At 67.4% G+C, this 22,846-nt stretch carries 19 protein-coding genes; 14 read left to right on the top strand and 5 right to left on the bottom strand.

What is annotated here, in order from left to right; genetic code table 11:
- Window positions 1–196: 196 nt before the first annotated feature.
- The 9 genes from PGN27_RS19730 to PGN27_RS19690 all read left to right on the top strand — a co-directional run bounded on the left by PGN27_RS19730 (window position 197) and on the right by PGN27_RS19690 (window position 13,507).
- Window positions 197–5,725 (top strand): beta strand repeat-containing protein, encoded by a 5,529-nt coding sequence (locus PGN27_RS19730; RefSeq protein WP_335327626.1) that lies wholly within the window; start codon window positions 197–199, stop codon window positions 5,723–5,725.
- Between the two features lie 119 nt (window positions 5,726–5,844).
- Window positions 5,845–6,690 carry an LLM class F420-dependent oxidoreductase gene (locus tag PGN27_RS19725; protein ID WP_335327625.1) on the top strand — a complete coding sequence of 282 codons (846 nt, stop codon included), beginning with the start codon at window positions 5,845–5,847 and terminating at the stop codon, window positions 6,688–6,690.
- Window positions 6,691–6,747: 57 nt separating this feature from the next.
- Window positions 6,748–7,596, top strand: coding sequence for an LLM class F420-dependent oxidoreductase (locus PGN27_RS19720; RefSeq protein ID WP_335327624.1), 849 nt, complete (start codon window positions 6,748–6,750; stop codon window positions 7,594–7,596).
- Between the two features lie 33 nt (window positions 7,597–7,629).
- Window positions 7,630–8,625, top strand: a complete 996-nt coding sequence (rfbB, locus tag PGN27_RS19715; RefSeq protein ID WP_335327623.1) for a dTDP-glucose 4,6-dehydratase — start codon at window positions 7,630–7,632, stop codon at window positions 8,623–8,625.
- Window positions 8,622–9,224, top strand: a complete 603-nt coding sequence (gene rfbC / locus PGN27_RS19710; protein ID WP_335327622.1) for a dTDP-4-dehydrorhamnose 3,5-epimerase — start codon at window positions 8,622–8,624, stop codon at window positions 9,222–9,224. Before rfbB ends, rfbC begins: the two co-directional genes overlap by 4 nt.
- A gap of 95 nt (window positions 9,225–9,319) precedes the next feature.
- Complete coding sequence (locus PGN27_RS19705) at window positions 9,320–10,840, top strand: CoA-acylating methylmalonate-semialdehyde dehydrogenase (RefSeq protein ID WP_335327621.1); 1,521 nt, start codon at window positions 9,320–9,322, stop codon at window positions 10,838–10,840.
- 14 nt (window positions 10,841–10,854) lie between these two features.
- Complete coding sequence (locus tag PGN27_RS19700) at window positions 10,855–12,015, top strand: acyl-CoA dehydrogenase family protein (RefSeq protein ID WP_335328791.1); 1,161 nt, start codon at window positions 10,855–10,857, stop codon at window positions 12,013–12,015.
- A 17-nt stretch (window positions 12,016–12,032) separates the two neighbouring features.
- Entirely contained in the window at window positions 12,033–12,920 is an 888-nt protein-coding gene (mmsB, locus tag PGN27_RS19695) for a 3-hydroxyisobutyrate dehydrogenase (protein WP_335327620.1), read from the top strand.
- Window positions 12,921–12,994: 74 nt separating this feature from the next.
- The gene (locus PGN27_RS19690; RefSeq protein WP_335327619.1) at window positions 12,995–13,507 is read left to right on the top strand and encodes a chitin-binding protein; all 513 of its coding nucleotides are present in this window, start codon (window positions 12,995–12,997) and stop codon (window positions 13,505–13,507) included.
- 34 nt (window positions 13,508–13,541) lie between these two features.
- Here PGN27_RS19690 and PGN27_RS19685 read toward each other — a convergent pair whose 3' ends face one another.
- Window positions 13,542–14,339 carry an HAD family hydrolase gene (locus PGN27_RS19685; RefSeq protein ID WP_335327618.1) on the bottom strand — a complete coding sequence of 266 codons (798 nt, stop codon included), beginning with the start codon at window positions 14,337–14,339 and terminating at the stop codon, window positions 13,542–13,544.
- A 105-nt stretch (window positions 14,340–14,444) separates the two neighbouring features.
- Here PGN27_RS19685 and PGN27_RS19680 point away from each other — a divergent pair, with 105 nt between their 5' ends.
- Complete coding sequence (locus PGN27_RS19680; protein ID WP_335327617.1) at window positions 14,445–15,107, top strand: response regulator; 663 nt, start codon at window positions 14,445–14,447, stop codon at window positions 15,105–15,107.
- Window positions 15,104–16,339: a GAF domain-containing sensor histidine kinase gene (locus tag PGN27_RS19675; RefSeq protein WP_335327616.1), complete on the top strand. Its 1,236-nt coding sequence runs from the start codon at window positions 15,104–15,106 to the stop codon at window positions 16,337–16,339. The genes PGN27_RS19680 and PGN27_RS19675 overlap by 4 nt, the downstream gene beginning before the upstream one ends.
- Window positions 16,340–16,351: 12 nt before the next feature.
- Here the strand turns inward: PGN27_RS19675 and PGN27_RS19670 are convergent, their stop codons facing one another.
- Window positions 16,352–16,855 (bottom strand): MarR family winged helix-turn-helix transcriptional regulator, encoded by a 504-nt coding sequence (locus tag PGN27_RS19670; protein ID WP_335327615.1) that lies wholly within the window; start codon window positions 16,853–16,855, stop codon window positions 16,352–16,354.
- 120 nt (window positions 16,856–16,975) lie between these two features.
- On the opposite strand from PGN27_RS19670, the gene PGN27_RS19665 reads away from it, so the two are divergent.
- From PGN27_RS19665 to PGN27_RS19655, 3 genes are read left to right on the top strand one after another with little or no spacing between them, the layout of a single operon-like run.
- The gene (locus PGN27_RS19665; protein ID WP_335327614.1) at window positions 16,976–17,797 is read left to right on the top strand and encodes an alpha/beta fold hydrolase; all 822 of its coding nucleotides are present in this window, start codon (window positions 16,976–16,978) and stop codon (window positions 17,795–17,797) included.
- 24 nt (window positions 17,798–17,821) lie between these two features.
- The gene (locus PGN27_RS19660) at window positions 17,822–19,372 is read left to right on the top strand and encodes a GMC family oxidoreductase (RefSeq protein WP_335327613.1); all 1,551 of its coding nucleotides are present in this window, start codon (window positions 17,822–17,824) and stop codon (window positions 19,370–19,372) included.
- A gap of 10 nt (window positions 19,373–19,382) precedes the next feature.
- On the top strand, window positions 19,383–20,048 hold the full coding sequence (locus PGN27_RS19655; RefSeq protein WP_335327612.1) for a GntR family transcriptional regulator: 666 nt from the start codon (window positions 19,383–19,385) through the stop codon (window positions 20,046–20,048).
- Window positions 20,049–20,051: 3 nt separating this feature from the next.
- Here the strand turns inward: PGN27_RS19655 and map are convergent, their stop codons facing one another.
- From map to secY, 3 genes are read right to left on the bottom strand one after another with little or no spacing between them, the layout of a single operon-like run.
- Window positions 20,052–20,846 carry a type I methionyl aminopeptidase gene (gene map, locus PGN27_RS19650; protein WP_335328790.1) on the bottom strand — a complete coding sequence of 265 codons (795 nt, stop codon included), beginning with the start codon at window positions 20,844–20,846 and terminating at the stop codon, window positions 20,052–20,054.
- Window positions 20,847–20,856: 10 nt separating this feature from the next.
- Window positions 20,857–21,402, bottom strand: a complete 546-nt coding sequence (locus PGN27_RS19645) for an adenylate kinase (RefSeq protein ID WP_030134492.1) — start codon at window positions 21,400–21,402, stop codon at window positions 20,857–20,859.
- A complete protein-coding gene (secY, locus tag PGN27_RS19640) occupies window positions 21,399–22,727 on the bottom strand; it encodes a preprotein translocase subunit SecY (RefSeq protein WP_019512380.1) in 1,329 nt (442 codons plus the stop codon). The genes PGN27_RS19645 and secY overlap by 4 nt, the downstream gene beginning before the upstream one ends.
- Between the last annotated feature and the right edge of the window lie 119 nt (window positions 22,728–22,846).

Genomic DNA, 22,846 nt, shown 5'->3' with positions numbered 1-22,846 from the left:
GAATATTTATTAGATCAACCGTTGAACAGACGGAATTTGATGTGCTAACTTTCGACACCTGAGCAAGATTCTCAGGTAAAACTCAGGAAACCGTCGCACTCAGCACCCCGTTCGGTGCCCGCCTCAACGCCCTCAGCTCCCTCAGCTTCTCTGTTCAGCACCACACACCGAGACATCACAGACCCGGGGGGATCCCATGAAGAAAGAACGCGCCGACATCTCACGCCATGACCTCATCCATCGGCACGCAGGAACCGGGCTGGATTACGAGTCCTTCGCCCGGTGGCTGCGCGTGGGCGCCGTCGCATTTGCGTTGGGGGCCAGCGCGTTCGCCGCTCCGGCCGTCGCGGCGGCCGACACGTCGGATTCCGGTGCGTCTTCGTCATCTTCGTCGTCTTCGTCGGCGGGTGAGTCCTCCGCGAATGACGATCGCAACGACTCCAGGAGCTCGGCGTCGGAGAGCTCGGCCACCGGATCCTCGACAGAGCCGGAATCCCCGAAACAACCGAACGGCAGGGACTCTGCGACCGAACTCGACGGCTTCGATGACGCCGACGACACCGACGACGACACCGGGATCTCCGACGCCGGGGACAACGAGCCTGCCGAGCAGGACCCGTCCGACGGTGAGCTGACCGAACCCGACGTCACCGACGACACCGAGGTGAGCTCCGGCGGGAGTGGTTCCGACAGTGATTCCGGCAGTGGCGAATCCACTCCGCCCACGGTTCAGCCCACCATCGAGGTTCCCGACACGGGCACCAGCGGTGCGGGACACACGCAGAGCACTCCGGACGCGTCACCCACCACGACGAGTCCTGCAGTGGTCGAGAACACCGCGACCCCGCGGGTGTCCGGGCAGTCCACCGGCGGCGGCCTTACCCAACCGCAGAGTTCTGCCACCACCACCGCGGCCCCGATCGCCCTGCGATCGGCGGCGGCGGTCACCACCTCCGGCGCGTCCACCACTGCGGTCGCGACCGCCGCACCGACGGTCATCCGGCAGGCGACGGATGTGACGCTGCAGAGCATCTTCACCGACATCATGCACTGGATCGGTCTCGGCTCACTCTCGGCAAACCTGCCGGTCCCACCGAGCCCGGTCGGAATGTTCGTCGAATCACTGTGGCTGTTCGTGCGAAACATCAACTACACCTTGAACAATCAGCGGCCCACCGCCGCGCCCACCACATCGGGTCCCGGCGCCAACGGCACCATCACCGGCAGCCTCAACGGCACCGACTACGACGACACGAACATCACCTACACGGTCAGCGCCGGACCAGCGCACGGGACCGTCACCATCGACGCGAACGGCAACTACATCTACACCCCGACGGCCGGGACGAACGCGCTCTTTGACACCTTCACCGTCACCATCGACGACAAGCCGGGCAACGCACCGCACCGGGCGGGCCTGCTCGACCTCTTCGCCAACGACAGCTCTCTGGACACCATCGTCAACGTGTCGCTCACCGGCGCACCGCTGCCCACCGCGGGACGCCAATCGGCCCAGGTGACGCTGGGCAGCATGATCAGTGACGCCATGCACTGGGTCGGCCTCGGCTGGTTGGCCAACCGGCTTCCGCTGCCCGCCATCGCGATGCCGGAGCCCCTGGTGTCACTCTGGAACGCCGTCCGCACCTTCCAGTACACCTGGAACAACCAGCGCGCCACCGTGAATCCGATCGTCCTCGGACAAGCCGCCGACGGCACCATCACCGGGTCGCTGAACGCCGTCGACTACGACGACGCGGCACCGGTCTACACGGTCGCCGGCCAGCCCAAGAACGGTGTGGTCACCGTCGACGCCAACGGCAACTTCAGCTACACCCCCAACGCACAGACCGCGGCACTCGGCGGCAACGACCAGTTCAGCGTGATCGTCGACGACAACATCGGCACACCGATCCACTTCCGCGGACTGTTCGGGCTGCTGGGCTGGCTCGGCCCCCGCCAGACCACCATCGTTGTCCACGTCAACCCCATCCTGCCCAGCTCCGCCGGAAACGGTTATACGGCAAACGGTTCGGACCCCACCACGGGGAGCACCTCCGGATCCGTCACGGTCAACAACCCCGCCAACGGCACCCTGACCTACACGCTGGGCGCCGGTGCCCCGACCCGTGGCACCGTCACCATCGACCCGACGACCGGCGCCTTCACCTACACCCCCACCGAGGAGGCCCGCCACGCCGCAGCCGCCGACGGGGCCAGCGCCGCCGACAAGCTGGACACCTTCTCGGTGACCGTCACCGACGGATACAACACCTTCACGGTTCCGGTGAGTCTGAACATCCTTCCCAACAACGCGAATCCCACTGTCGGAGCGCCCGGAACCACCATCACCAATCCGACCAACGGTGCCGTCACCGGTGCGGTCTCGGTCACCGACGCCGATGGTGACACCCCGCGCTTCACCGGGCCGACGTCGAGCACCAAGGGTGGCACCGTCACCGTCGACCCCACCACCGGTGCGTACACCTACACCCCCACCGCCGCCATCCGACATGCCGCCGCAGCCACCGGCGCCACCACCGCCGACCAGACCGACACCTTCACCATCACCGTCAGCGACGGACACGGCGGCACCATCGAAGTACCGGTGACCGTGGGCATCTCGTCGTTCAACACCAACCCGACCGCAGGCACCCCGACGGTGACCAATGTCAACGGCGGCTCCGGCGTGGTCTCCGGCAGCGTCGGCGGCGCCACCGATGCCGACGGCGACACCCCGCGCTACTCCGGCCCGGCCACGAGCGTCAAGGGCGGCACCGTCACCATCGATGCGACCACCGGTGCGTACACCTACACCCCCACCGCCGCCATCCGTCACGCCGCCGCAGCCACCGGCGCCACCACCGCCGACCAGACCGACACCTTCACCATCACCGTCAGCGACGGACACGGCGGCACCGTCGAAGTGCCGGTCAGCGTGTCAATCGTCGCCGCGAACACCGCACCGGTGGCCGGCGCCACCGTGACCGGTCTGAGCCACACGACGGGCACGGCGACCGGTTCCATCACCGGTTCCGATTCCGACGGTGACACCACCGTCTTCGGTGGGTCGACGCTGAGCACCAAGGGCGGCACCGTCACCATCGACGCGGCCACCGGCGCATTCGTCTACACGCCCACCGCTGCTGCGCGCCATGCTGCCGCGGCCCTTGGCGCCTCCGCGTCCGATCTGGTGGATTCGTTCACCGCCACGGTCAGCGATGGCCACGGCGGCACGACATCGGTGGTGGTGGTGATCGCACTGAGCGCGACCAACACCGGGCCCACATCGGGCAGCGCGACGGTCGGATCACCGAGCGGCCCCGCGGGAACGGTCACCGGGACGGTCAGCATCGTCGACCCGGACAACGACGTCCCCAGCTACAGCGCACCGGCGCTGAGCACGAAGGGCGGAACGGTGACGATCGATCCGTCCACCGGAACCTACGTCTACACACCGTCGGCTGCGGTCCGGCATGCCGCCGCGGCCAACGGCGCCACCGCGGCCGATCAGACCGACACCTTCACCATCACCGTCAGCGACGGCCACGGTGGCACCATCGAGGTGCCGGTGACCGTGCAGGTCAGCGGGTCGAACACCGCACCATCGGTGTCGACGTCGGTCGGCAACCCCAGTGGGCCAGGTGGCTCGGTCAGCGGGACCGTCACCGTCACCGACAGTGACAATGACGCCACCGTCATCACGGCGCCGACGCAGAGTGTCAAGGGCGGCACTGTCACCGTCGACCCCGCCACCGGCGCCTTCACCTACACCCCCACCACCGCCATCCGCCACGCCGCCGCAGCCACCGGCGCCGACCGCACCGACACGTTCACCATCACCGTCGACGACGGCCACGGCGGCACCACCACCCTCGCGGTCACCGTCGACATCGACCCGACCAACACCGCACCCACCGTCAGCGCCACCATCGGAAACCCCAGCGGCGCACAAGGAACCGTCACCGGCACCCTCAACATCACCGACAACGACAACGACACCCCCGTCATCACCGGACCGCTCACCAGCACCAAGGGCGGCACCGTCACCGTCGACCCCACCACCGGCGCCTTCACCTACACCCCCACCACCGCCATCCGCCACGCCGCCGCAGCCACCGGCGCCGACCGCACCGACACGTTCACCATCACCGTCGACGACGGCCACGGCGGCACCACCACCCTCGCGGTCACCGTCGACATCGACCCGACCAACACCGCACCCACCGTCAGCGCCACCATCGGAAACCCCAGCGGCGCACAAGGAACCGTCACCGGCACCCTCAACATCACCGACAACGACAACGACACCCCCGTCATCACCGGACCGCTCACCAGCACCAAGGGCGGCACCGTCACCGTCGACCCCACCACCGGCGCCTTCACCTACACCCCCACCACCGCCATCCGCCACGCCGCCGCAGCCACCGGCGCTCCGGCATCGGCCGGCAAGGACACCTTCGACCTGACGGTCGACGACGGCCACGGCGGCACCATGGTCGTCACCATCCTGGTGGATGTCGACCCGGCCAACAGCACGCCGACGGCGGCGGTGAACGTCAACACCCCGAACGCATCGAATGGCAGCGTCACCGGGTCGATCATCGTCACCGACGCCGATCAGGACACCCCGGTGTTCTCGGGATCGACCACGACCGCGCTCGGCGGAACGGTCACGGTCAACACGACGACGGGCACGTTCAGCTACACGCCCACCGCGGCGGCCCGGCACAACGCCGCAGCCACCAACGCCCCGGCGTCGGCGCTCAACGACACCTTCAACGTGACGATCAGCGACGGCCACGGTGGCACGCTCGTGGTGCCGGTCAGCGTCGCCATCAGCCCGAGCAATACCGCACCGACGGGAACGGCGAGCATCAACACCTTCCCCAACGGCGACTTCTCGAACTCCCTGACGGGCTGGACGGCCATCAACGACCGGGTCAAACTCGGCGGCGCCGGAACCGTCGCCGGGTGGCCCACTCCGGTCGACCCGACCCGGGCACCCGACGGTGGTATCGAATCCACCGGCGGCACCGGCACCTACACCACGACGGTCACCAATGGCCGGGCAGTCATGCAATCGAACCTGAACGGCGTCACCAACACCCCAACCGGTAGCGGCGGTGTCGTGCACGGACCCGTCGTGGTGTCGAACAATCCGCTGGCGATCTACGCCGGGGCCACGGTGCAGTTCGACTGGGAGGCCAGCGGGGGCGCGGACGCCTTCGATGTCGTGGGCTACATCGTCGATGTCGACACCGGCCGGACCGAGATCATGCTCAACGCCACGGGCGCCAATGCCTCGACGGTGCAACCGGTGACGGTGGTCAATTATCTGGTGAACACCGCAGGCAACTACCGGTTCGTGTTCGTCGCCGGAACATGGGATGCGACCCAGGGCCTGGCCGCCGGAGCCAAGCTGAGCATCGACAACGTCAAGGTGCTCAACAACAACAACCCGACCGGCGTGGTCAACGGGGCCGTCACCGGCAGCGATGCCAACGGCGACACCCTGACCTACACCGGACCGGGCAGCACGGGCAAGGGCACGGTCATCCTCGACTCGGCGACCGGTTCCTTCTCCTACACCCCGACGGCCGCGGCACGGGCGGCCGCCACCGCCGCGGGGGCGTCGGCCGCCGATCAGTCCGACACGTTCATCGTGATGCTCGACGACGGACACGGCGGACTCACCCCGGTGAGCGTCACGGTGCCGATCACCTAGCACGCACGCGCAGCACGTCGATGGCCGGTCCGCGATACGCGGGCCGGCCATCGACCGTTCGATGCACGCAGGATGAGGTTGCCGGAATGCGCAACGCCCCATCGGAGGTTGTGCCGACCATGACGAAGCCAGCTCTCGGCAAGTTCGGCGTGTTCGGTCACTACGAGCAGTGGCGGCAGCTCCCCGAACAACAGCTCCGCGAGATCGAATCACTCGGTTACGGTGCGATCTGGGCGGGCGGCTCACCGCCCGCCGAACTGGGCTGGGTCGATCCGATCCTGGGCGCGACCGAAACCTTGCAGGTGGCCACCGGCATCGTCAACATCTGGTCGGCACCGGCTGCGCCTGTGGCCGACTCCTTCCACCGCATCGAAAAGCGCTACCCCGGCCGCTTCCTGCTCGGTATCGGCGTCGGCCATCCCGAGGCGCACTCCGAGTACAAGAAGCCCTACGACGCGCTCACCGAGTATCTCGATGCGCTCGATCAGCGCGGTCTGCCCAAGGATCGGATCGTGGTGGCCGCACTCGGTCCGCAGGTGCTCAAGCTGTCGGCACGCCGCAGTGCCGGCGCGCATCCCTATCTGACCACTCCCGAACACACCGCGCAGGCGCGGGAGCTGATCGGACCCGACGCGTTCCTGGCGCCCGAACACAAAGTCGTGCTCACCACTGATGCGGCACACGCCCGCGAGGTAGGCCGGAAGGCGCTGGAGATCTACCTCAATCTGGCCAACTACTTGAACAACTGGAAACGGCTCGGGTTCACCGACGCGGACGTGGCCAAGCCCGGCAGCGATGCCCTCGTCGACTCCGTCGTCGCCCACGGCACCACCGAGGCCATTGCGGCCCGGCTCAAAGAACACCTGACCACCGGTGCCGATCATGTTCCGGTTCAGGTGCTGACGGGTACAGACAACCTGTTACCCGCGCTCACCGAGTTGGCCGGACCGCTGGGCCTGCGGTGAGATGAACCGGGCCGAGACACACCGATCAGGACGAGAACGACGAGGATGGAGATCGCCATGACCGACGCCGTGACCCTCAAACCCGACTTCGGTCGCTATGGCGTGTGGACGTTCGGTGTGCCCAAGCCCGAGCAGGCAGCCGAGATCGAGAAGCTGGGGTACGGCGCCCTGTGGATCGGTGGGTCGCCCAAGGGTGACCTGAACTATGTCGAGCCGCTGCTGGAGGCGACCGACAATCTGCAGGTCGCGACGGGCATCATCAACGTCTGGCAGGCGGATGCCGACGAGGTGGCCGAGGCCTACCACCGGGTGGAGAAGGCGTATCCGGGTCGCTTCCTGCTCGGTATCGGCATCGGTCATCCCGAGCACACCGAGGAATACCGCAAACCCTATGACGTGCTGGTCGAGTACCTGGATGCGCTCGACGCCGCCCATGTGCCGACCAGCCGGCGGGTCATCGCCGCGCTGGGGCCCAAGGTGCTCAAACTGGCGGCCGCCCGCAGCGCGGGTGCACACCCCTACCTGACCACTCCCCAGCACACCGGCCAGGCGCACAACCTGATCGGTAACACCGTGTTCCTGGCGCCCGAGCACAAGGTCGTCCTCAGCACCGATGTCGAGCACGCCCGTGAGATCGGTCGGGGTGCGGTGGACTTCTATCTGAACCTGAGCAACTACCTGAACAACTGGCGCCGTCTGGGCTTCACCGAGGACGATATCGCCAAGCCGGGAAGCGACCGGTTGATCGACGCCGTCGTCGCGCACGGCACCGCGGCCGATGTCGCCGCGCGCCTGAACCAGCATCTGGATGCCGGCGCCGATCATGTGGCGATCCAGGTGCTGGGTGGCTGGGATGAGCTGCTGCCGACGTTGACCGAGTTGGCCGGCCCGCTGGGCCTCACCTAGAGCGGCGGGGCGCGGCACCTCTAGGGTTGGGCCATGCGGTTGCTGGTCACCGGTGGTGCCGGATTCATCGGGTCCAACTTCGTGCATCTCACCCTCCGAGAACACCCGGCGACCGAGGTGACGGTCCTGGATGCCCTGACCTACGCGGGCAGCCGCGAGTCGCTGACGCCGGTGGCCGACCGTATTCGGCTGGTCGAAGGCGATATCACCGACAGCGATCTGGTGTCCGAGCTGGTCGGTGCCGCCGATGCGGTGGTGCACTTCGCCGCCGAGACCCATGTCGACAACGGCCTCGCCGACCCGACGCCGTTCGTACAGTCCAACATCGTGGGTACCTACACGCTGTTGGAAGCGGTGCGCAGGCACGGGACCCGGTTGCACCACGTGTCGACCGACGAGGTGTACGGCGACCTGGCCCTCGACGATCCCGCGCGATTCACCGAGTCCACCCCGTACAACCCGTCGAGTCCGTACTCCTCGACGAAGGCGGCCGCCGACCTGCTGGTGCGAGCCTGGGTTCGCTCCTACGGTGTGCCCGCCACCATCTCCAACTGCTCCAACAACTATGGGCCCTACCAACACGTCGAAAAGTTCATCCCTCGCCAGATCACCAACATCCTGACCGGCCGGCGCGCCAAGCTCTACGGCACCGGCGCCAACGTGCGCGACTGGATCCACGTCGATGATCACAATGCGGCGGTGTGGCGCATCCTTTTAGATGGCACGCCCGGCCGGACCTACCTGATCGGGGCGGACGGTGAGCGGGACAATCGCAGCGTCCTGCGGACACTGCTGACGCTGATGGGTCGCGATCCCGACGATTTCGACCAGGTCACCGACCGGGTCGGGCACGACCTGCGCTACGCCATCGACGCGTCGGTGCTACGCGAGGAGCTGGGGTGGGCACCGATACACACCGATTTCGAGGCGGGCCTGCTGGCCACGATCGCCTGGTATCAAAACAACGAAAAGTGGTGGGGGCCTTTGAAAACGACGATCGAGGCACGATACGCGGAGCGCGGCCAGTGAGCGCACGGGAACTCGCGATTCCCGGAGCATGGGAGATCACTCCGACGGTGCACAGCGACGCCCGCGGCGCATTCTTCGAGTGGTTCACCGACGCGTCCTTCGAGGCGATGACCGGTCACCGCTTCGAACTGCACCAGGCCAACTGTTCGATCTCGGCGGCCGGGGTGTTGCGCGGTGTGCACTTTGCCGACGTGCCACCGAGCCAGGCCAAATACGTCACCTGCCTGCGCGGCGCGGTGTACGACGTGGTGGTCGACATCCGGGTCGGCTCGCCCACCTTCGGGCACTGGGACGGGGTGCTGCTCGACGACAGGCAGCGCCGATCGGTCTACCTCTCCGAGGGACTCGGCCACGCTTTCCTTGCGCTGGAAGATGATTCGACGGTCATGTATCTGTGCTCGGCCGGGTACGCCCCGGATCGCGAGCGCACCATCTCACCCACCTCCCTGGGCATCGACTGGCCCCTGGAACATCGCCTGATCCTCTCCGAGCGCGATGCGGCCGCACCGACACTGGCCGAAGCGCTCGCCCAGGGCGTGCTCCCGGCATGGGCGGATACCCAGGCCTACGTCGAGCAGTTGCGCGCCCGGATCGGCTGAGCCTCCTCAATCGCTCCTTGCGTGCGGCTCGACCAATTACTAGGATATCCAAGTATCTCAGATCACACCGGGCACGCACACTTCGGACGGATGTCATGACCACGAAAATTCAGCACTTCATCGACGGCAAGCGCAGCGACCTCGCCTCCACCCGCACCGCGGATGTCCTCAACCCCAGCACCGGCGAGGTACAGGCGCAGGTCCTGTTGGCAAGCAAGGCGGACGTGGACGCCGCGGTCGCCTCGGCGGTGACGGCTCAGCAGGAATGGGCGGCCTGGAATCCGCAACGGCGGGCCCGCGTGATGATGAAGTTCGTCTCGCTGGTCAACGAGAATGTCGACGAGCTGGCCGAGCTGCTCTCCATCGAACACGGCAAGACCATTGCCGATGCCAAGGGCGACATCCAGCGTGGCGTCGAGGTCATCGAATTCGCGATCGGCATCCCGCATCTGCTCAAGGGCGAGTTCACCGAGGGCGCCGGCGGTGGCATCGATGTCTACTCGATCCGCCAGCCGCTCGGTGTGGTCGCCGGCATCACCCCATTCAACTTCCCCGCCATGATCCCGCTGTGGAAGGCCGGGCCCGCGCTGGCCTGTGGCAACGCCTTCATCCTGAAGCCCTCCGAGCGCGATCCGTCGGTTCCGGTCCGCCTCGCCGAGCTGTTCATCGAGGCTGGTCTGCCGGCCGGCGTGTTCCAGGTGGTGCAGGGCGACAAGGAAGCGGTCGACGCCATTCTGACCCACCCCGACATCCAGGCCGTCGGCTTCGTCGGTTCCTCGGACATCGCGCAGTACATCTACTCGACCGCGGCCGCGCACGGAAAGCGCTCACAGTGCTTCGGTGGCGCCAAGAACCACATGATCATCATGCCCGACGCGGATCTCGATCAGGCCGTCGATGCGCTGATCGGCGCCGGCTACGGCAGCGCGGGTGAGCGCTGCATGGCCATCAGCGTCGCCGTGCCGGTCGGCGAGGAAACCGCGAACCGCCTCCGAAATCGATTGGTGGAACGCGTCAATCAGCTGCGCGTGGGGCACAGCCTGGACCCCAAGGCCGACTACGGACCGCTGGTCACCGGCGCGGCGCTCGAGCGGGTGCGCGACTACATCGGCCAAGGTGTGGAGGCCGGCGCCGAACTGGTGGTCGACGGTCGCGAGCGCGCCACCGATGAACTGACCTTCGACGACCAGAGCCTGGAGAAGGGATTCTTCATCGGGCCCACCCTGTTCGACCACGTCACCACCGATATGTCGATCTACACCGACGAGATCTTCGGCCCGGTGCTGTGCATCGTGCGCGCGCACGATTACGAAGAGGCCCTGAGCCTGCCCACCAAGCACGAATACGGCAACGGTGTCGCGATCTTCACCCGCGACGGCGACGCCGCCCGCGACTTCGTCTCCCGTGTGCAGGTCGGCATGGTCGGCGTCAACGTGCCGATCCCGGTCCCGGTGGCCTACCACACCTTCGGCGGCTGGAAGCGGTCCGGCTTCGGCGATCTCAACCAGCACGGTCCGGCCTCGATCCAGTTCTACACCAAGGTCAAGACCGTCACCGAGCGCTGGCCATCGGGCATCAAAGATGGCGCAGAGTTCGTCATCCCGACGATGCAGTAGCGCTGACCATGTCGATTTTCGAACTCGACGACGACGAACGCGTCATCACCGAAACGGCAGCCGCGTTCGCCGCCAAACGGCTCGCGCCGCATGCCCTGGACTGGGACGCCGACAAGCACTTCCCGGTCGATGCGCTGCGCGAGGCGGCCGAACTGGGCATGGGTGCGATCTACTGTTCCGACGAGGTCGGCGGCAGCGGGTTACGCCGCATCGACGCTGTCCGCATCTTCGAGGAGCTCTCGGCCGCCGATCCGGCCATCGCATCGTTCATCTCGATCCACAACATGTGCGCCTGGATGATCGACACCTACGGCACGCCGGAGCAGCGCAAGACCTGGGTGCCGCGACTGGCCACGATGGAGTCCATCGCCAGCTACTGCCTTACCGAACCGGGTGCGGGTTCGGACGCTTCGGCGCTGCGCACCCGCGCGGTGCGCGACGGCGACGAGTACGTGCTCAACGGCGTCAAGCAGTTCATCTCGGGAGCCGGCAGTTCCGACGTCTACGTCGTGATGGCCCGCACCGGCGGCGAAGGCCCTCGGGGCATCTCCACCTTCGTGGTCGAAAAGGACACCTCCGGAATGTCTTTCGGCCCGAACGAGGCCAAGATGGGCTGGAACGCTCAGCCCACCGCGCAGGTGATCTTGGAGAACGTCCGGGTCCCGGCCGAGGCCATGCTCGGCGGAGCCGAGGGTGAGGGCACCGGATTCGGTATCGCGATGAACGGTCTCAACGGCGGCCGGATCAACATCGCGGCCTGCTCGCTGGGCGGCGCCCGCGCAGCCTACGAGAAGGCCTGCGCCTACGTGCGGGACCGGGAGGCGTTCGGCGGCTCACTGCTCGACGAGCCCACCATCCGGTTCGCCCTCGCCGATATGGCAACCTCGCTGGAGACCTCGCGAATCATGTTGTGGCGGGCGGCCTCCGCGCTCGACTCGAATTCGACCGACAAGGTCGAACTGTGCGCGATGGCCAAGCGCTACGTGACCGACGCCTGTTTCGAGGTTGCCGACTCCGCCCTGCAGCTGCACGGCGGGTACGGCTACCTCAAGGAGTACGGGTTGGAGAAGATCGTCCGGGATCTGCGGGTGCACCGAATCCTGGAGGGTACCAACGAAATCATGCGTGTGGTCATCGGCCGGGCGGAAGCCGCCCGGGCCCGGGCCGCCGGATAGGAAGGTTCGGGCATCACATGAGCGCTGAGACAAGCACCGTCGCTTTTCTGGGACTGGGCAACATGGGTGGCCCGATGGCCGCCAATCTGGTCGCCGGTGGTTTCACCGTGCACGGTTTCGACCTGGTCGCCGAGCTGCGGGAGGCCGCGGAAGCCAAGGGCGTCAAGACCTTCGACAGCGGTGCGGTGGCCGTCGCCGACGCCGACGTGGTGATCACCTCGCTGCCCAACGGTGACATCGTCAAGCGCTGCTACGCCGAGGTGCTGCCCGCGGCCAAGGAAGGCACGCTGTTCATCGACACCTCCACCATCTCGGTCGACGACGCCCGGGCGATCCACCGCCAGGCGATCGAATTGGGCTTCGCGCAGCTCGACGCCCCGGTGTCCGGCGGCATCAAGGGTGCGGCGGCCGGCACCCTGGCCTTCATGGTCGGTGGTGAGGACGACGCCTTCGAGCGGGCCAAGCCGGTGCTGGATCCGATGGCGGGCAAGATCATCCACTGCGGCGCCGCAGGGGCCGGGCAGGCCGCCAAGGTGTGCAACAACATGGTGCTCGCGGTGCAGCAGATCGCCATCGGCGAGGCCTTCGTGTTGGCCGAGAAGCTGGACCTGGACAAACAGAAACTGTTCGATGTGATCACCGGGGCCACCGGCAACTGCTGGGCGGTCAGCACCAACTGCCCGGTGCCAGGGCCGGTTCCGACCTCCCCTGCCAACAACGATTTCAAGCCCGGCTTTGCCACCGCCCTGATGCACAAGGACCTCGGGTTGGCCATGGCCGCGGTCGAATCGACCGGCTCGAATGCCCCGCTGGGCACCCATGCGGCGCAGATCTACGCGGATTTCAACGCCGAGCACAGCGGATTGGACTTCAGCGCCGTCATCGAGGCGTTACGCGCGGGATAGTCACAGCCTGCGTGCAGGTTCGAGGGTGACTGTGGACTCCAGGTCGGGAAACCTGATCGTCGAGGGAGTTCGACATGAGCGTGACGAAGCGATACACGACGAGGCTGCTCGCCGCGGGCGCTGCCGGAGTGATCGGTGTGGCCGCGATCGGCATGGGTTCCGGCGTCGCCCAGGCCGCGCCGGGCCCGCCGTGCGGTCCGCCCGGCGTGCACTGCGGTCCGGCCGGGCCACCACCACCGGGCAATCCGGGTGGACCGGGCGGGCCGGGTAATCCGGGCAATCCGGGTGGGCCCGGTGGACCGCACGGTCCGGGACCTGGAGATCTGGGTGGGCCCGGCGGACCTGCTGGGCCGCCCGGTGACCCGCACTGGCACGGACATCCTCCGCCATGGGGAGACGGACCTGCCCCGTGGGGCTTCGGGCCACCGCCCCCACCGCCGCGGCCGTGGGGATTCGACCCGCCACCGCCACCGTGGGCGCCGCCACCGCCCCCCTTCGACTATTGGGGCCAGACCGTCACCCCGGTCTGGGATCCGGGTTTCGGTCAGTGGGGGTTCTGGTTCTTCGGGATCTGGGTGCCGCTGTGATCGCAAGCACCGTCGATACAGGGCGTCCGCGCGGTCAGGCCGCCGGCACGCTGTGGTCGGCCCACCACTGCGAATGCAGTCGGCGACACTGGGCCAACCGCAACCCGCCGTCGGTACCGCTGTAATCGCGACGCACCGCGGCCGCGGCAGACGGAACCCCGGCCGCGGGGTGCGCATCGTCATCGATGAGGACGGTGGCCAGGCCCGCGGTATCAGCCCCGCGCAGACCGGCGGCCGACCCGACGATGGCCAAGGCCTCATGCGGCGCCGCGCCCAGTTCGGCCAGCGCCTGCCGGAACAGGGCATCCCCGCGCGGCGGCACACCGATATCGTCGGCAGTCACCACGGCCTCGACCAGACCGGCCCCCACCAACTGGCCCACCAGCGGCTGCGCCCAGCGCCGCCGGCCGTCGGTGATGACCGCGATCGGCACCTGCGCGACGAAGGCATCTGTCACCAGATCGTTGAGCCCGGGCCGCGGGCTGAGCCCCGCGTCGAGCATGACCCGCTGCAGCATGGCCTCCTTGGTGGCGCATACCTGCTCGACCAGGACTCGCACCAGCACATCGCAGTCGGTGCCGATGCATCGCTTACGCAGCTCGGCGGCCACCCGCAGCCGTTCGTCGGGCAACGCCAGGAGCTGACGGTAGCGCTCGACACTCCACTGCACAGGGAGGCCGAGAGCGGCGAAGGCAGCGTTGAACACCGCGCGGTAGCCGTCGAAACGGAGGTCGGCCAGCGCATCGAGATCGAGCACCAGCGCACGCAACGGGTCAGTGCGGCGGAACAGATAGGTGGCGGCGGGTCCGGCACTATCCAGCGGCGTCGTCATGGCACAAGAGTGGCCCAGCTCACATTCTCGACGCTTCCCCCATAAGGGGGATTGGGTGGGCCAAGTTGGGTCTGCGGGCCACCCGGCGGCCCTATGGTTGTCCGCATGGCGCCGTCCAGCCCGATGCGCCTTGTGCTGGTCGACGACCACGAGATGGTCATCGAGGGGCTCAAGGCCATGCTCGTGAGCTTCGAGGATCGTGTTCAGGTCGTCGGACAGGCCGTCGGCGCCGAGCGGGCCCTCACGGTGGTCGCCGAACTGGACCCCGACATCGTCCTGTGCGATGTCCGGATGCAGGGATCCAGCGGATTGGATCTGTGCCTGGCGCTGCGGGAGCGCGATCCCGACCGCAAGATCGTCATGCTGTCGGTGTACGAGGACGAGCAGTACCTCTTCCAGGCACTACGGGTCGGCGCATCGGGCTACCTGCTCAAGAGCATCAGCAGTGACGAACTGGTCCGCCAGCTCGAACTGGCTCATCGCGGTGAGACGGCCATCGACCCCGGCATGGCGGCACGCGCCGCCGACACCGCGGCCCGCCTGCAGCGCGACGAATTCTGGCCGGGCGCCCGGCAGGGGCTGACCCAGCGCGAGAGCGAGATCCTGTCGTATGTGGTCAGCGGGCTGTCCAACCGCGGTATCGCCGCCAAGCTGGTGATCGGCGAGGAAACGGTCAAGACCCATCTGAGTTCGATCTATCGCAAGCTCGGCGTCGGCGATCGCACCGGCGCGGTGGCCACCGCGCTACGGGAGGGCATCTACCGATGACGAGCCCCATCCTGACCGCCGACCGCGAGCTGGCCCTGCTGCGTGAACTGATCCAGGCCACCTCCAGCGGTCCCGGTGTCGAGCCGTTGGCGGCCGCTGCCGCCCGGATGATCACCGATGCCACCGCCACCGACGTATGTTTCGTGCACGTGCTCGACGACACCGAGCGGTCGCTGACGCTGACCGGTGCCACCCCTCCGTTCGACAGTGAGGTCGGCAAGATCCGGCTACCCCTCGGCCACGGGATCTCCGGTTGGGTCGCCAGCAACCGCGAGGCGGTGGTGATCAGTCACGACAAGGAATCAGATCCGCGCTACCTGCCCTTCGAGTCGCTGCGCGGTTCGGATTTCACCTCGATGGTCTCGGTGCCCATGCAGACCGATCCGGGCGGCCTGGTCGGCGTGCTGAATGTGCACACCGTGCAGCGCCGCGAGTTCACCGAACGCGATGTCGAGCTGCTGCTGGTCATCGGGCGGCTCATCGCCGGCGCACTGCACCAGGCCCGCCTGCACCGTCAGCTGGTGGCCCGCGAGCGCGCCCACGAGAACTTCGTCGAGCAGGTCATCGAGGCCCAAGAGTTGGAACGGCGGCGGCTGGCCGGCGATATCCACGACGGTATCTCCCAGCGCCTGGTGACGCTGTCCTACTGGCTCGACGCCGCGGGCCGCGCCGTGGCCGACAATCCGGTGATCGCGGCCGACCAGTTGTCCAAGGCCCGCGAACTGGCCGACCTGACATTGCAAGAGGCACGCGCCGCGATCAGCGGGCTGCGCCCGCCGGTGCTCGACGATCTCGGTCTGGCCGGCGGCCTGGCCAGCCTGGCGCGCTCGATCCCCGAGCTCGAGTTGGCGGTCGAACTCGCCGATCGACGGTTACCCGACCATATCGAGCTCGCGCTGTACCGGATCGCCCAGGAGTGCCTGCAGAACGTCGTCAAACACGCCCGCGCCACCCGTGCGAAACTCACCTTCTCCGTCTCCGATCAGCAGGCGCGTCTCGAAATCACCGATGACGGAATCGGATTCGACACATTCGAGCATCCCCTGGGCGGCGACGAAATGGGCGGCTACGGATTGTTGTCAATGGCCGAGCGTGCCGAGATCGTCGGCGGTCGCCTGCACATCCGGTCACGTCCGGGCGCGGGTACCACCGTCACCGCCAGCATCCCGATCCCTGCCGCCGACACGACGGTTTCTGGCACGGAATCGGCCGCCGGGCAGCAGAACCCGTAGTCTCGCGGCCTGTCAGAAGTCCCCGCTGTGCCGGCGCAGCGCCTCGATCGCAGCGGCGAGCGAGCGCGAATCCTCGTCGGGGATACCGATATCGGCGAACACCTCGGCGTTGAGCGTCTCGGTGGCATCCTCGACCGTGGAGCGACCCAGATCGGTCAGTCGCACCAACGTGGTGCGGCCATCGGTCGGGTGCGGCAACCGCTCGACCAGCCCGTCGGCCTCGAGCCGTCGGATGGCATGGGTGACGCTGGTGACGTGCACCTGGAGCCGATCCGAGGCCTTGGTGATCGGCAGCTCTCCGTTGCTGCTGAATGCCAGCAGGCGTAGCAGCTCGAAGCGGGAGAAGCTCAGATCGTAGGGCCGTAGGGCGTTCTCCACGCGTGCCAGCAGGATCTGGTGGGCTCGCATCACCGAGGTGACCGCCACCATGCCGTCGGCGACATCGGACCAGCCGGCGCGCTCCCAGTTGGCGCGCGCCAGAGCTATCGGGTCGCGCTTGCTGGGGTGTGAGGGCATCCCTTTTCTTACCGTCTGACCACCTGACGAGACAAAACCGAGCGACATGGGCGCGACCGGGAACAAAGTCCATCCACAGAGCGATATCCAATATATTGCATTTCCACCAGAGAGGCTTCCATGAGCATCCGCACCACCGCCCTGACCATCAGTGCTCTGACGGCGACCGCCGCACTCACCGTGAGCTGCACAGGAGCAGGCGCCGAAGCGCCCGCGCCGCAACCCAGTGCGCACCCCACCGTCGTGCTCGTGCACGGCGCGTTCGCCGACTCCTCCAGCTGGAACGGGGTGATCGAGGAGCTCCATCGCGACGGCTATCCGGTGGTCGCCGCAGCCAACCCGTTGCGCGGACTGCAGGGCGACGCCGCTTATGTGCGCAGCGTGCTCGACCACATCGACGGTCCGGTGGTGCTGGCCGGGCATTCCTACGGCGGATCGGTCATCAGCGAGGCGGCCGACGGTGATCCCGACGTCACCGCGCTGGTCTACATCGCCAGTTTCATCCTCGAGGCGGGCGAGAGCACCGGAGAGCTGGCAGCGAAGTTCCCGGGCGCCGAACTGGGGCCCGCGCTCGACACCGTGCCCTATCCCCTGCCAGGCGGCGGTACCGCCGACGAGTTGTACGTCAAGCAGCCCGAATTCGCCGATGTGTTCGCCGCCGACGTTCCCGCCGACGTCGCCGCCCTGATGGCCGCCACACAACGACCCATCACCGCGGCCGCCCTCGCCGATCGGGCGTCCCGCACCGCGTGGAAGCAGATTCCGTCATGGAATTTGGTGACCACCGACGATCTGGCGATCCCCGCCGACTCCATGCGGTTCATGGGTGAACGGGCCGGCGCACACACCGTCGAGGTCGACGCGTCGCACGCCGTCACCGTCTCCCGCCCCGATGTCGTCGCCGATCTCATCGACGACGCCGCCCGCTCCACCTCCCGCTGATCGACCACCCCCGAAAGGAATGTCATGTCTCACCCCCAGACCGCCCACGCCACCTACGACTTCATCGTGATCGGCGCCGGTTCGGCAGGCAGTGTCATCGCCAGCCGACTCTCCGAAGATCCCGGCACCACCGTGCTCCTGCTGGAGTCCGGCCCGCCGGACACCGACCCGGCCGTGGCAACGCCACCGGCATGGCCGACACTGTGGGGCAGCCCGGTCGACCACAACTACACCACCGTCCCACAATCGGGAACCGATGGGCTGCAACACAACTGGCCGCGGGGCAATACTCTGGGCGGCAGCAGCAGCATCAACGCCATGGTGCATCTGCGTGGACATCCCAACGATTTCGACACCTGGGCGGCGGCCGGTTGCCCAGGCTGGGACCACGCGTCGCTGCTGCCCTACTTCCGACGCATGGAAACCGTGCCGGGGCGCGATCCCCGCTACCGCGGCACGGACGGCCCGATGTCACCGGCCCCGGTCTCACCCGATGCCGCGAATCCGCTGTCCCAGGTGTTCCTCGACGGCGCACAGCAGGCGGGTTTCGCGTTGACCGATGACTTCAACGGCGCCGACCCCGAGGGTGCGGGCTGGCATGATCTGGCGATAGCGCAGGGGCGCCGGCAGAGCACCGCGGTGGCCTATCTGCCTCCGGCGGTGCGCGCACGTCCCAACCTGACCATCTCGACCGTAGCCCGCGCCCGGCGACTCCTGTTCTCCGACACCCGTTGCATCGGTGCGGAATTCGTCATGGATGGACATCTGCGCCGCGGTCTGGCCGACGCCGAGGTGATCCTCAGCGCAGGGGCGGTCGACACCCCGCGCCTGCTCCTACTGTCCGGGGTGGGCCCGGCCCCCGAGCTCGAGTCGGTCGATATACCCGTGCACCACCACCTCCCCGGCGTGGGCCGCAATCTGCACGATCATCCGCTGTGTCCGGTGGTGTTCGAGGCGTCGCGCCCCATCCCGGCCGGGCTCACCAACCACGCCGAAACATCGCTGGCCTGGCGTAGCGACGCCGCACTGACCGGTCCGGACATGCAGCTGATGTTCATCCATGTCCCGTTCCATCCACCACATCTGAGCTCGCCGGCCAACAGCTTCACGATCGCTGTCGCGGCCGTCCCGCATGCCCGCGGCAGTATCCGGCTCGCCGGACCGGATCCGGAGGCGGCCCCGCTGATCGATCCGAACTATCTGGGCACCGAATCCGACGTGCGCAGGTTGGTCCAGGGCGTCCGGCTGGCCCGCGAGATCGCCGCTACCGAGGCCTTCGCGCCCTGGTATGGCCGGGAAGCGTTGCCGGGCCCGGAAACCGTCGACGAGGCCGGGTTGCGCCGCCACGTCATACGGGCGACCAGTACCTATTACCACCCGGTGGGCAGCGCGGCGATGGGTACCGGCCCCGAAGCGGTCGTCGATCACGAGCTACGGGTGCACGGCCTGCAGGGTCTACGGGTGGCCGATGCCTCGGTGATGCCCACCATCGTGTCGGTGAACACCAACGCGGCGACCATCATGATCGGCGAGAAGGCCGCCGACCTGATCCGTGGCATCCGCACGCCGACATAGGATTCGGTGCATGCCGGTGCCGGGTGAACAGGGTAAACACAAAAGGTCGCTGCTGCGTGATCAGGCCTACCTGTCACTGCGGGACGCCATCGTCAACGGCACGTTGGCACCCGGGGAGAAGCTGCGTGATCCCGAGCTGGAGCGCTGGCTCGGGATCAGCCGCACCCCGATCCGGGAGGCCATCGCCCGGCTGGAGACCGCCGGTCTGGTGGAGACGATGCCGGGTCGTTCGACGGTGGTCTCCACCATCGAGCGCAAGGCGGCGCTGGACGCCCAGGCCGTCGCCGCCGCCATGCATGCGCTGGCCGTCCGGCTCGCCGTCCCGGTGTTGACCGAATCCGATATCGACGCCATGGTCGCGGCCAACGCCGAGTTCGCCGACGCACTGGACCGCGAGGACCCCGCCGCCGCCATGCGCGCCGATACCCGCTTTCACGATGTCGCGGTCGAGGCGAGTGGCAACCACGCGATCTCCGTGGCTTTGGAAACGGTGACCCCGGTGTTGCGACGCCTGGAGTATCAGCGATTCTCCTCGCTGTCGGGCCGGCAGTCGATAGCCCAACACGAGCGGATCATCGAGTGCTGCCGCCGCCGCGACGCCGAGGCGGCGGCCGCGGCGACTCAGCAGAACTGGGAGACCCTGACCCTGCTCGACGGATCGGGCGAGCCGAGCTGAGCGCTACAGCGTGAGGATGCGCGGCCCGTCGGCGGTCACGGCGACGGTGTGCTCCCAATGCGCCGCCCGCGAGCCGTCGGTGGTGACGACGGTCCAGTCGTCGTCGAGCACCTTGGTGTTGGTGGTGCCGAGGGTGAGCATCGGCTCGATTGCCAACACCGAACCGACCTCCAGGTAGGGACCCCGCCCGGGCGATCCCTCGTTGGGCAGGAACGGGTCCATGTGCATCTCGCGGCCGATGGCGTGTCCGCCGTAGCCGGCCACGATGCCGTAGCGGCGGTCGTCACGGGCCTCGGCGGCGTGGGTGCCCTTCTCGATGGCGTGCGAGACGTCGGTCAACCGGTTGCCCGGCAGCATGGCCGCGATGCCGGCCTCCATCGAGAACCGGGTGGCCGCGGAGAGCTTCTCGTCAGCCTCGATCAGGGTGCCCACCCCGAAGGTGACGGCCGAATCGCCGTGCCAGTCGTCGAGGATGGCCCCGCAGTCGATGGAGACCAGGTCACCGTCGGCCAGGATCTCGCTGTCCGACGGGATGCCGTGCACGACGCGGTCGTTGACCGACGCGCAGACGGTCGCCGGGAAACCGTGATACCCCAGGAAGGACGGCACGCCGCCACCGTCGCGGATCACCGACTCGGCGACTCGGTCGAGCTCACCGGTGGAGACGCCGGGCTTGGCGGCCTGCTGCACGGCGCGCAGTGCCGCGGCGACCAGCGCTCCGGCCGCGGCCATCGCGTCGAGCTCACCGGGACTGCGCTGCGGGACGACCTTGCGACGCAGGCCGGGCACGTTGATCACCGGCGGCCGGTTACTTGCCGAGGGCGGCCAGCGCCCGAGCGAACACCTCATCGAGGCTGCCGACGGCGTCGACGGTCTTCAGTTCACCGGCGTAGTAGTCCAGCAGCGGCGCGGTCTCGTCGCGGTAGACCTTGAAGCGGTTGCGGATGACTTCCTCGGTGTCATCGGCACGACCGCGGCCCTTGAGCCGCTCGACCAGTTCGTCTTCGGGCACCCGGAACTCGACCACGGCGTCCAGCTTCAGACCGCGCTTGGCCAGCATCTCCTTGAGCGCCTCGGCCTGCTCCACCGAACGCGGGAAACCGTCGAGGATGAACCCGCCGGCCGCATCGTCGTGATCGATACGGTCATCGACCAGCGCGTTGGTCAACGAGGCCGGGACCAGGTCACCGGCGTCGAGATACTTCTTGGCCTCCACGCCGAGCGGGGTCCCATTGCTGATGTTGTGGCGGAACAGGTCGCCGGTCGAGATCTGCGGGATGCCGAGCTGGGCCGCGAGCTTCTCCGCCTGCGTGCCTTTTCCGGCGCCGGGGGGACCGAGCAAAACAATTCTCACTTGAGGAATCCTTCGTAGTTGCGCTGCATCAGCTGGCTCTCGATCTGCTTCACGGTGTCCAGACCCACGCCGATCATGATCAGCACCGCGACACCACCGAACGGCAGGTTCTGCAGGGTGGCGCCACCGCTACCGGCCTGCAGGAACACGTTCGGGAGAACCGCGATGGCGCCCAGGTAGATCGACCCCGGCAGGGTGATCCGGCTCAGCACGTAGCGCAGGTAATCGGCGGTCGGCTTGCCGGGGCGGATGCCCGGGATGAAGCCGCCGAACTTCTTCATCTCGTCGGCACGTTCCTCGGGATTGAACGTGATCGACACATAGAAGTAGGTGAAGAAGACGATCAGGCCGAAGTAGATGGCGATGTGGGTGATGCTGGTCGGGTTCGACAGATGATTGGCGACGAACGAACTCCACCAGCCGGTGCCCGGGTTGCTGCGGCCGCTGTCGATCAGCTGTGTGATGAGCTGCGGGATGTAGATCAGCGAGGACGCGAAGATGACGGGGATGACGCCGGCCTGGTTGACCTTCAGCGGCAGGTAGGTCGACGTTCCGCCGTACATGCGCCTGCCGACCATGCGCTTGGCGTACTGGACCGGGATGCGGCGTTGGCCCTGCTCGACGAACACGACGCCGACCAGGATGGCCAGGGCACCGATGCACACGAAGGTGAAGACCAGGCCACCGCGGGCGTCCAGGATCATCTTGCCCTCGGACGGGATGCGGGCGGCGATACCGGCGAAGATCAGCAGCGACATGCCGTTGCCGATACCGCGCTCGGTGACCAGCTCGCCCATCCACATGACCAGCGACGCGCCGGCGGTCATGACCAGGACGATGACGACCAGGCCCCAGATAGAGGAGTCGTCGATGATCTCCAGCGAGCAACCCTGCAGGAGGGCGCCGTTGGCGGCCATCGCGACGATGCTGGTGGCCTGCAGGATCGCCAAAGCGACCGACAGATAGCGGGTGTACTGGGTCATCTTGGCCTGACCGGCCTGACCCTCTTTGCGCAGCTGTTCGAAACGCGGGATGACGACCGTCAGCAGCTGGACGATGATGCTCGCGGTGATATAGGGCATGACGCCCACCGCGAAGATCGACAGCTGCAGCAGCGCGCCTCCGGAGAACAGGTTGATCAGCGAGTAGATCTGCGCCGAGTCACCACCGGAGACCTGCTCGATGCACTGCTGGACGTTCGGGTAGTTCACGCCGGGCGACGGGACCGCCGCGCCGACGCGGTACAGCACGACCAAACCGAGAGTGAAGAGAATCTTCTTTCGGAGGTCGGCAGTCCGCAGCGACGAGATGAAAGCCGAAAGCACTCTTCCTCCTGCGCAGGCCGGCTTCGTTACGCGGCGTGCCGATGGGGCTGGGTCGTTACCAGCGTCTGGTTAAAGTCTCGCGCCGCCTAGCTGCGGTTTTGCAACCTACGCAGGCGTGC

Source organism: Mycolicibacterium neoaurum, from assembly GCF_036946495.1.
GTDB lineage: Bacteria > Actinomycetota > Actinomycetes > Mycobacteriales > Mycobacteriaceae > Mycobacterium > Mycobacterium neoaurum_B.
The sequence above is the reverse complement of the archived record's forward strand: the minus strand, read 5'-3'. Positions and strand labels throughout refer to the sequence as shown.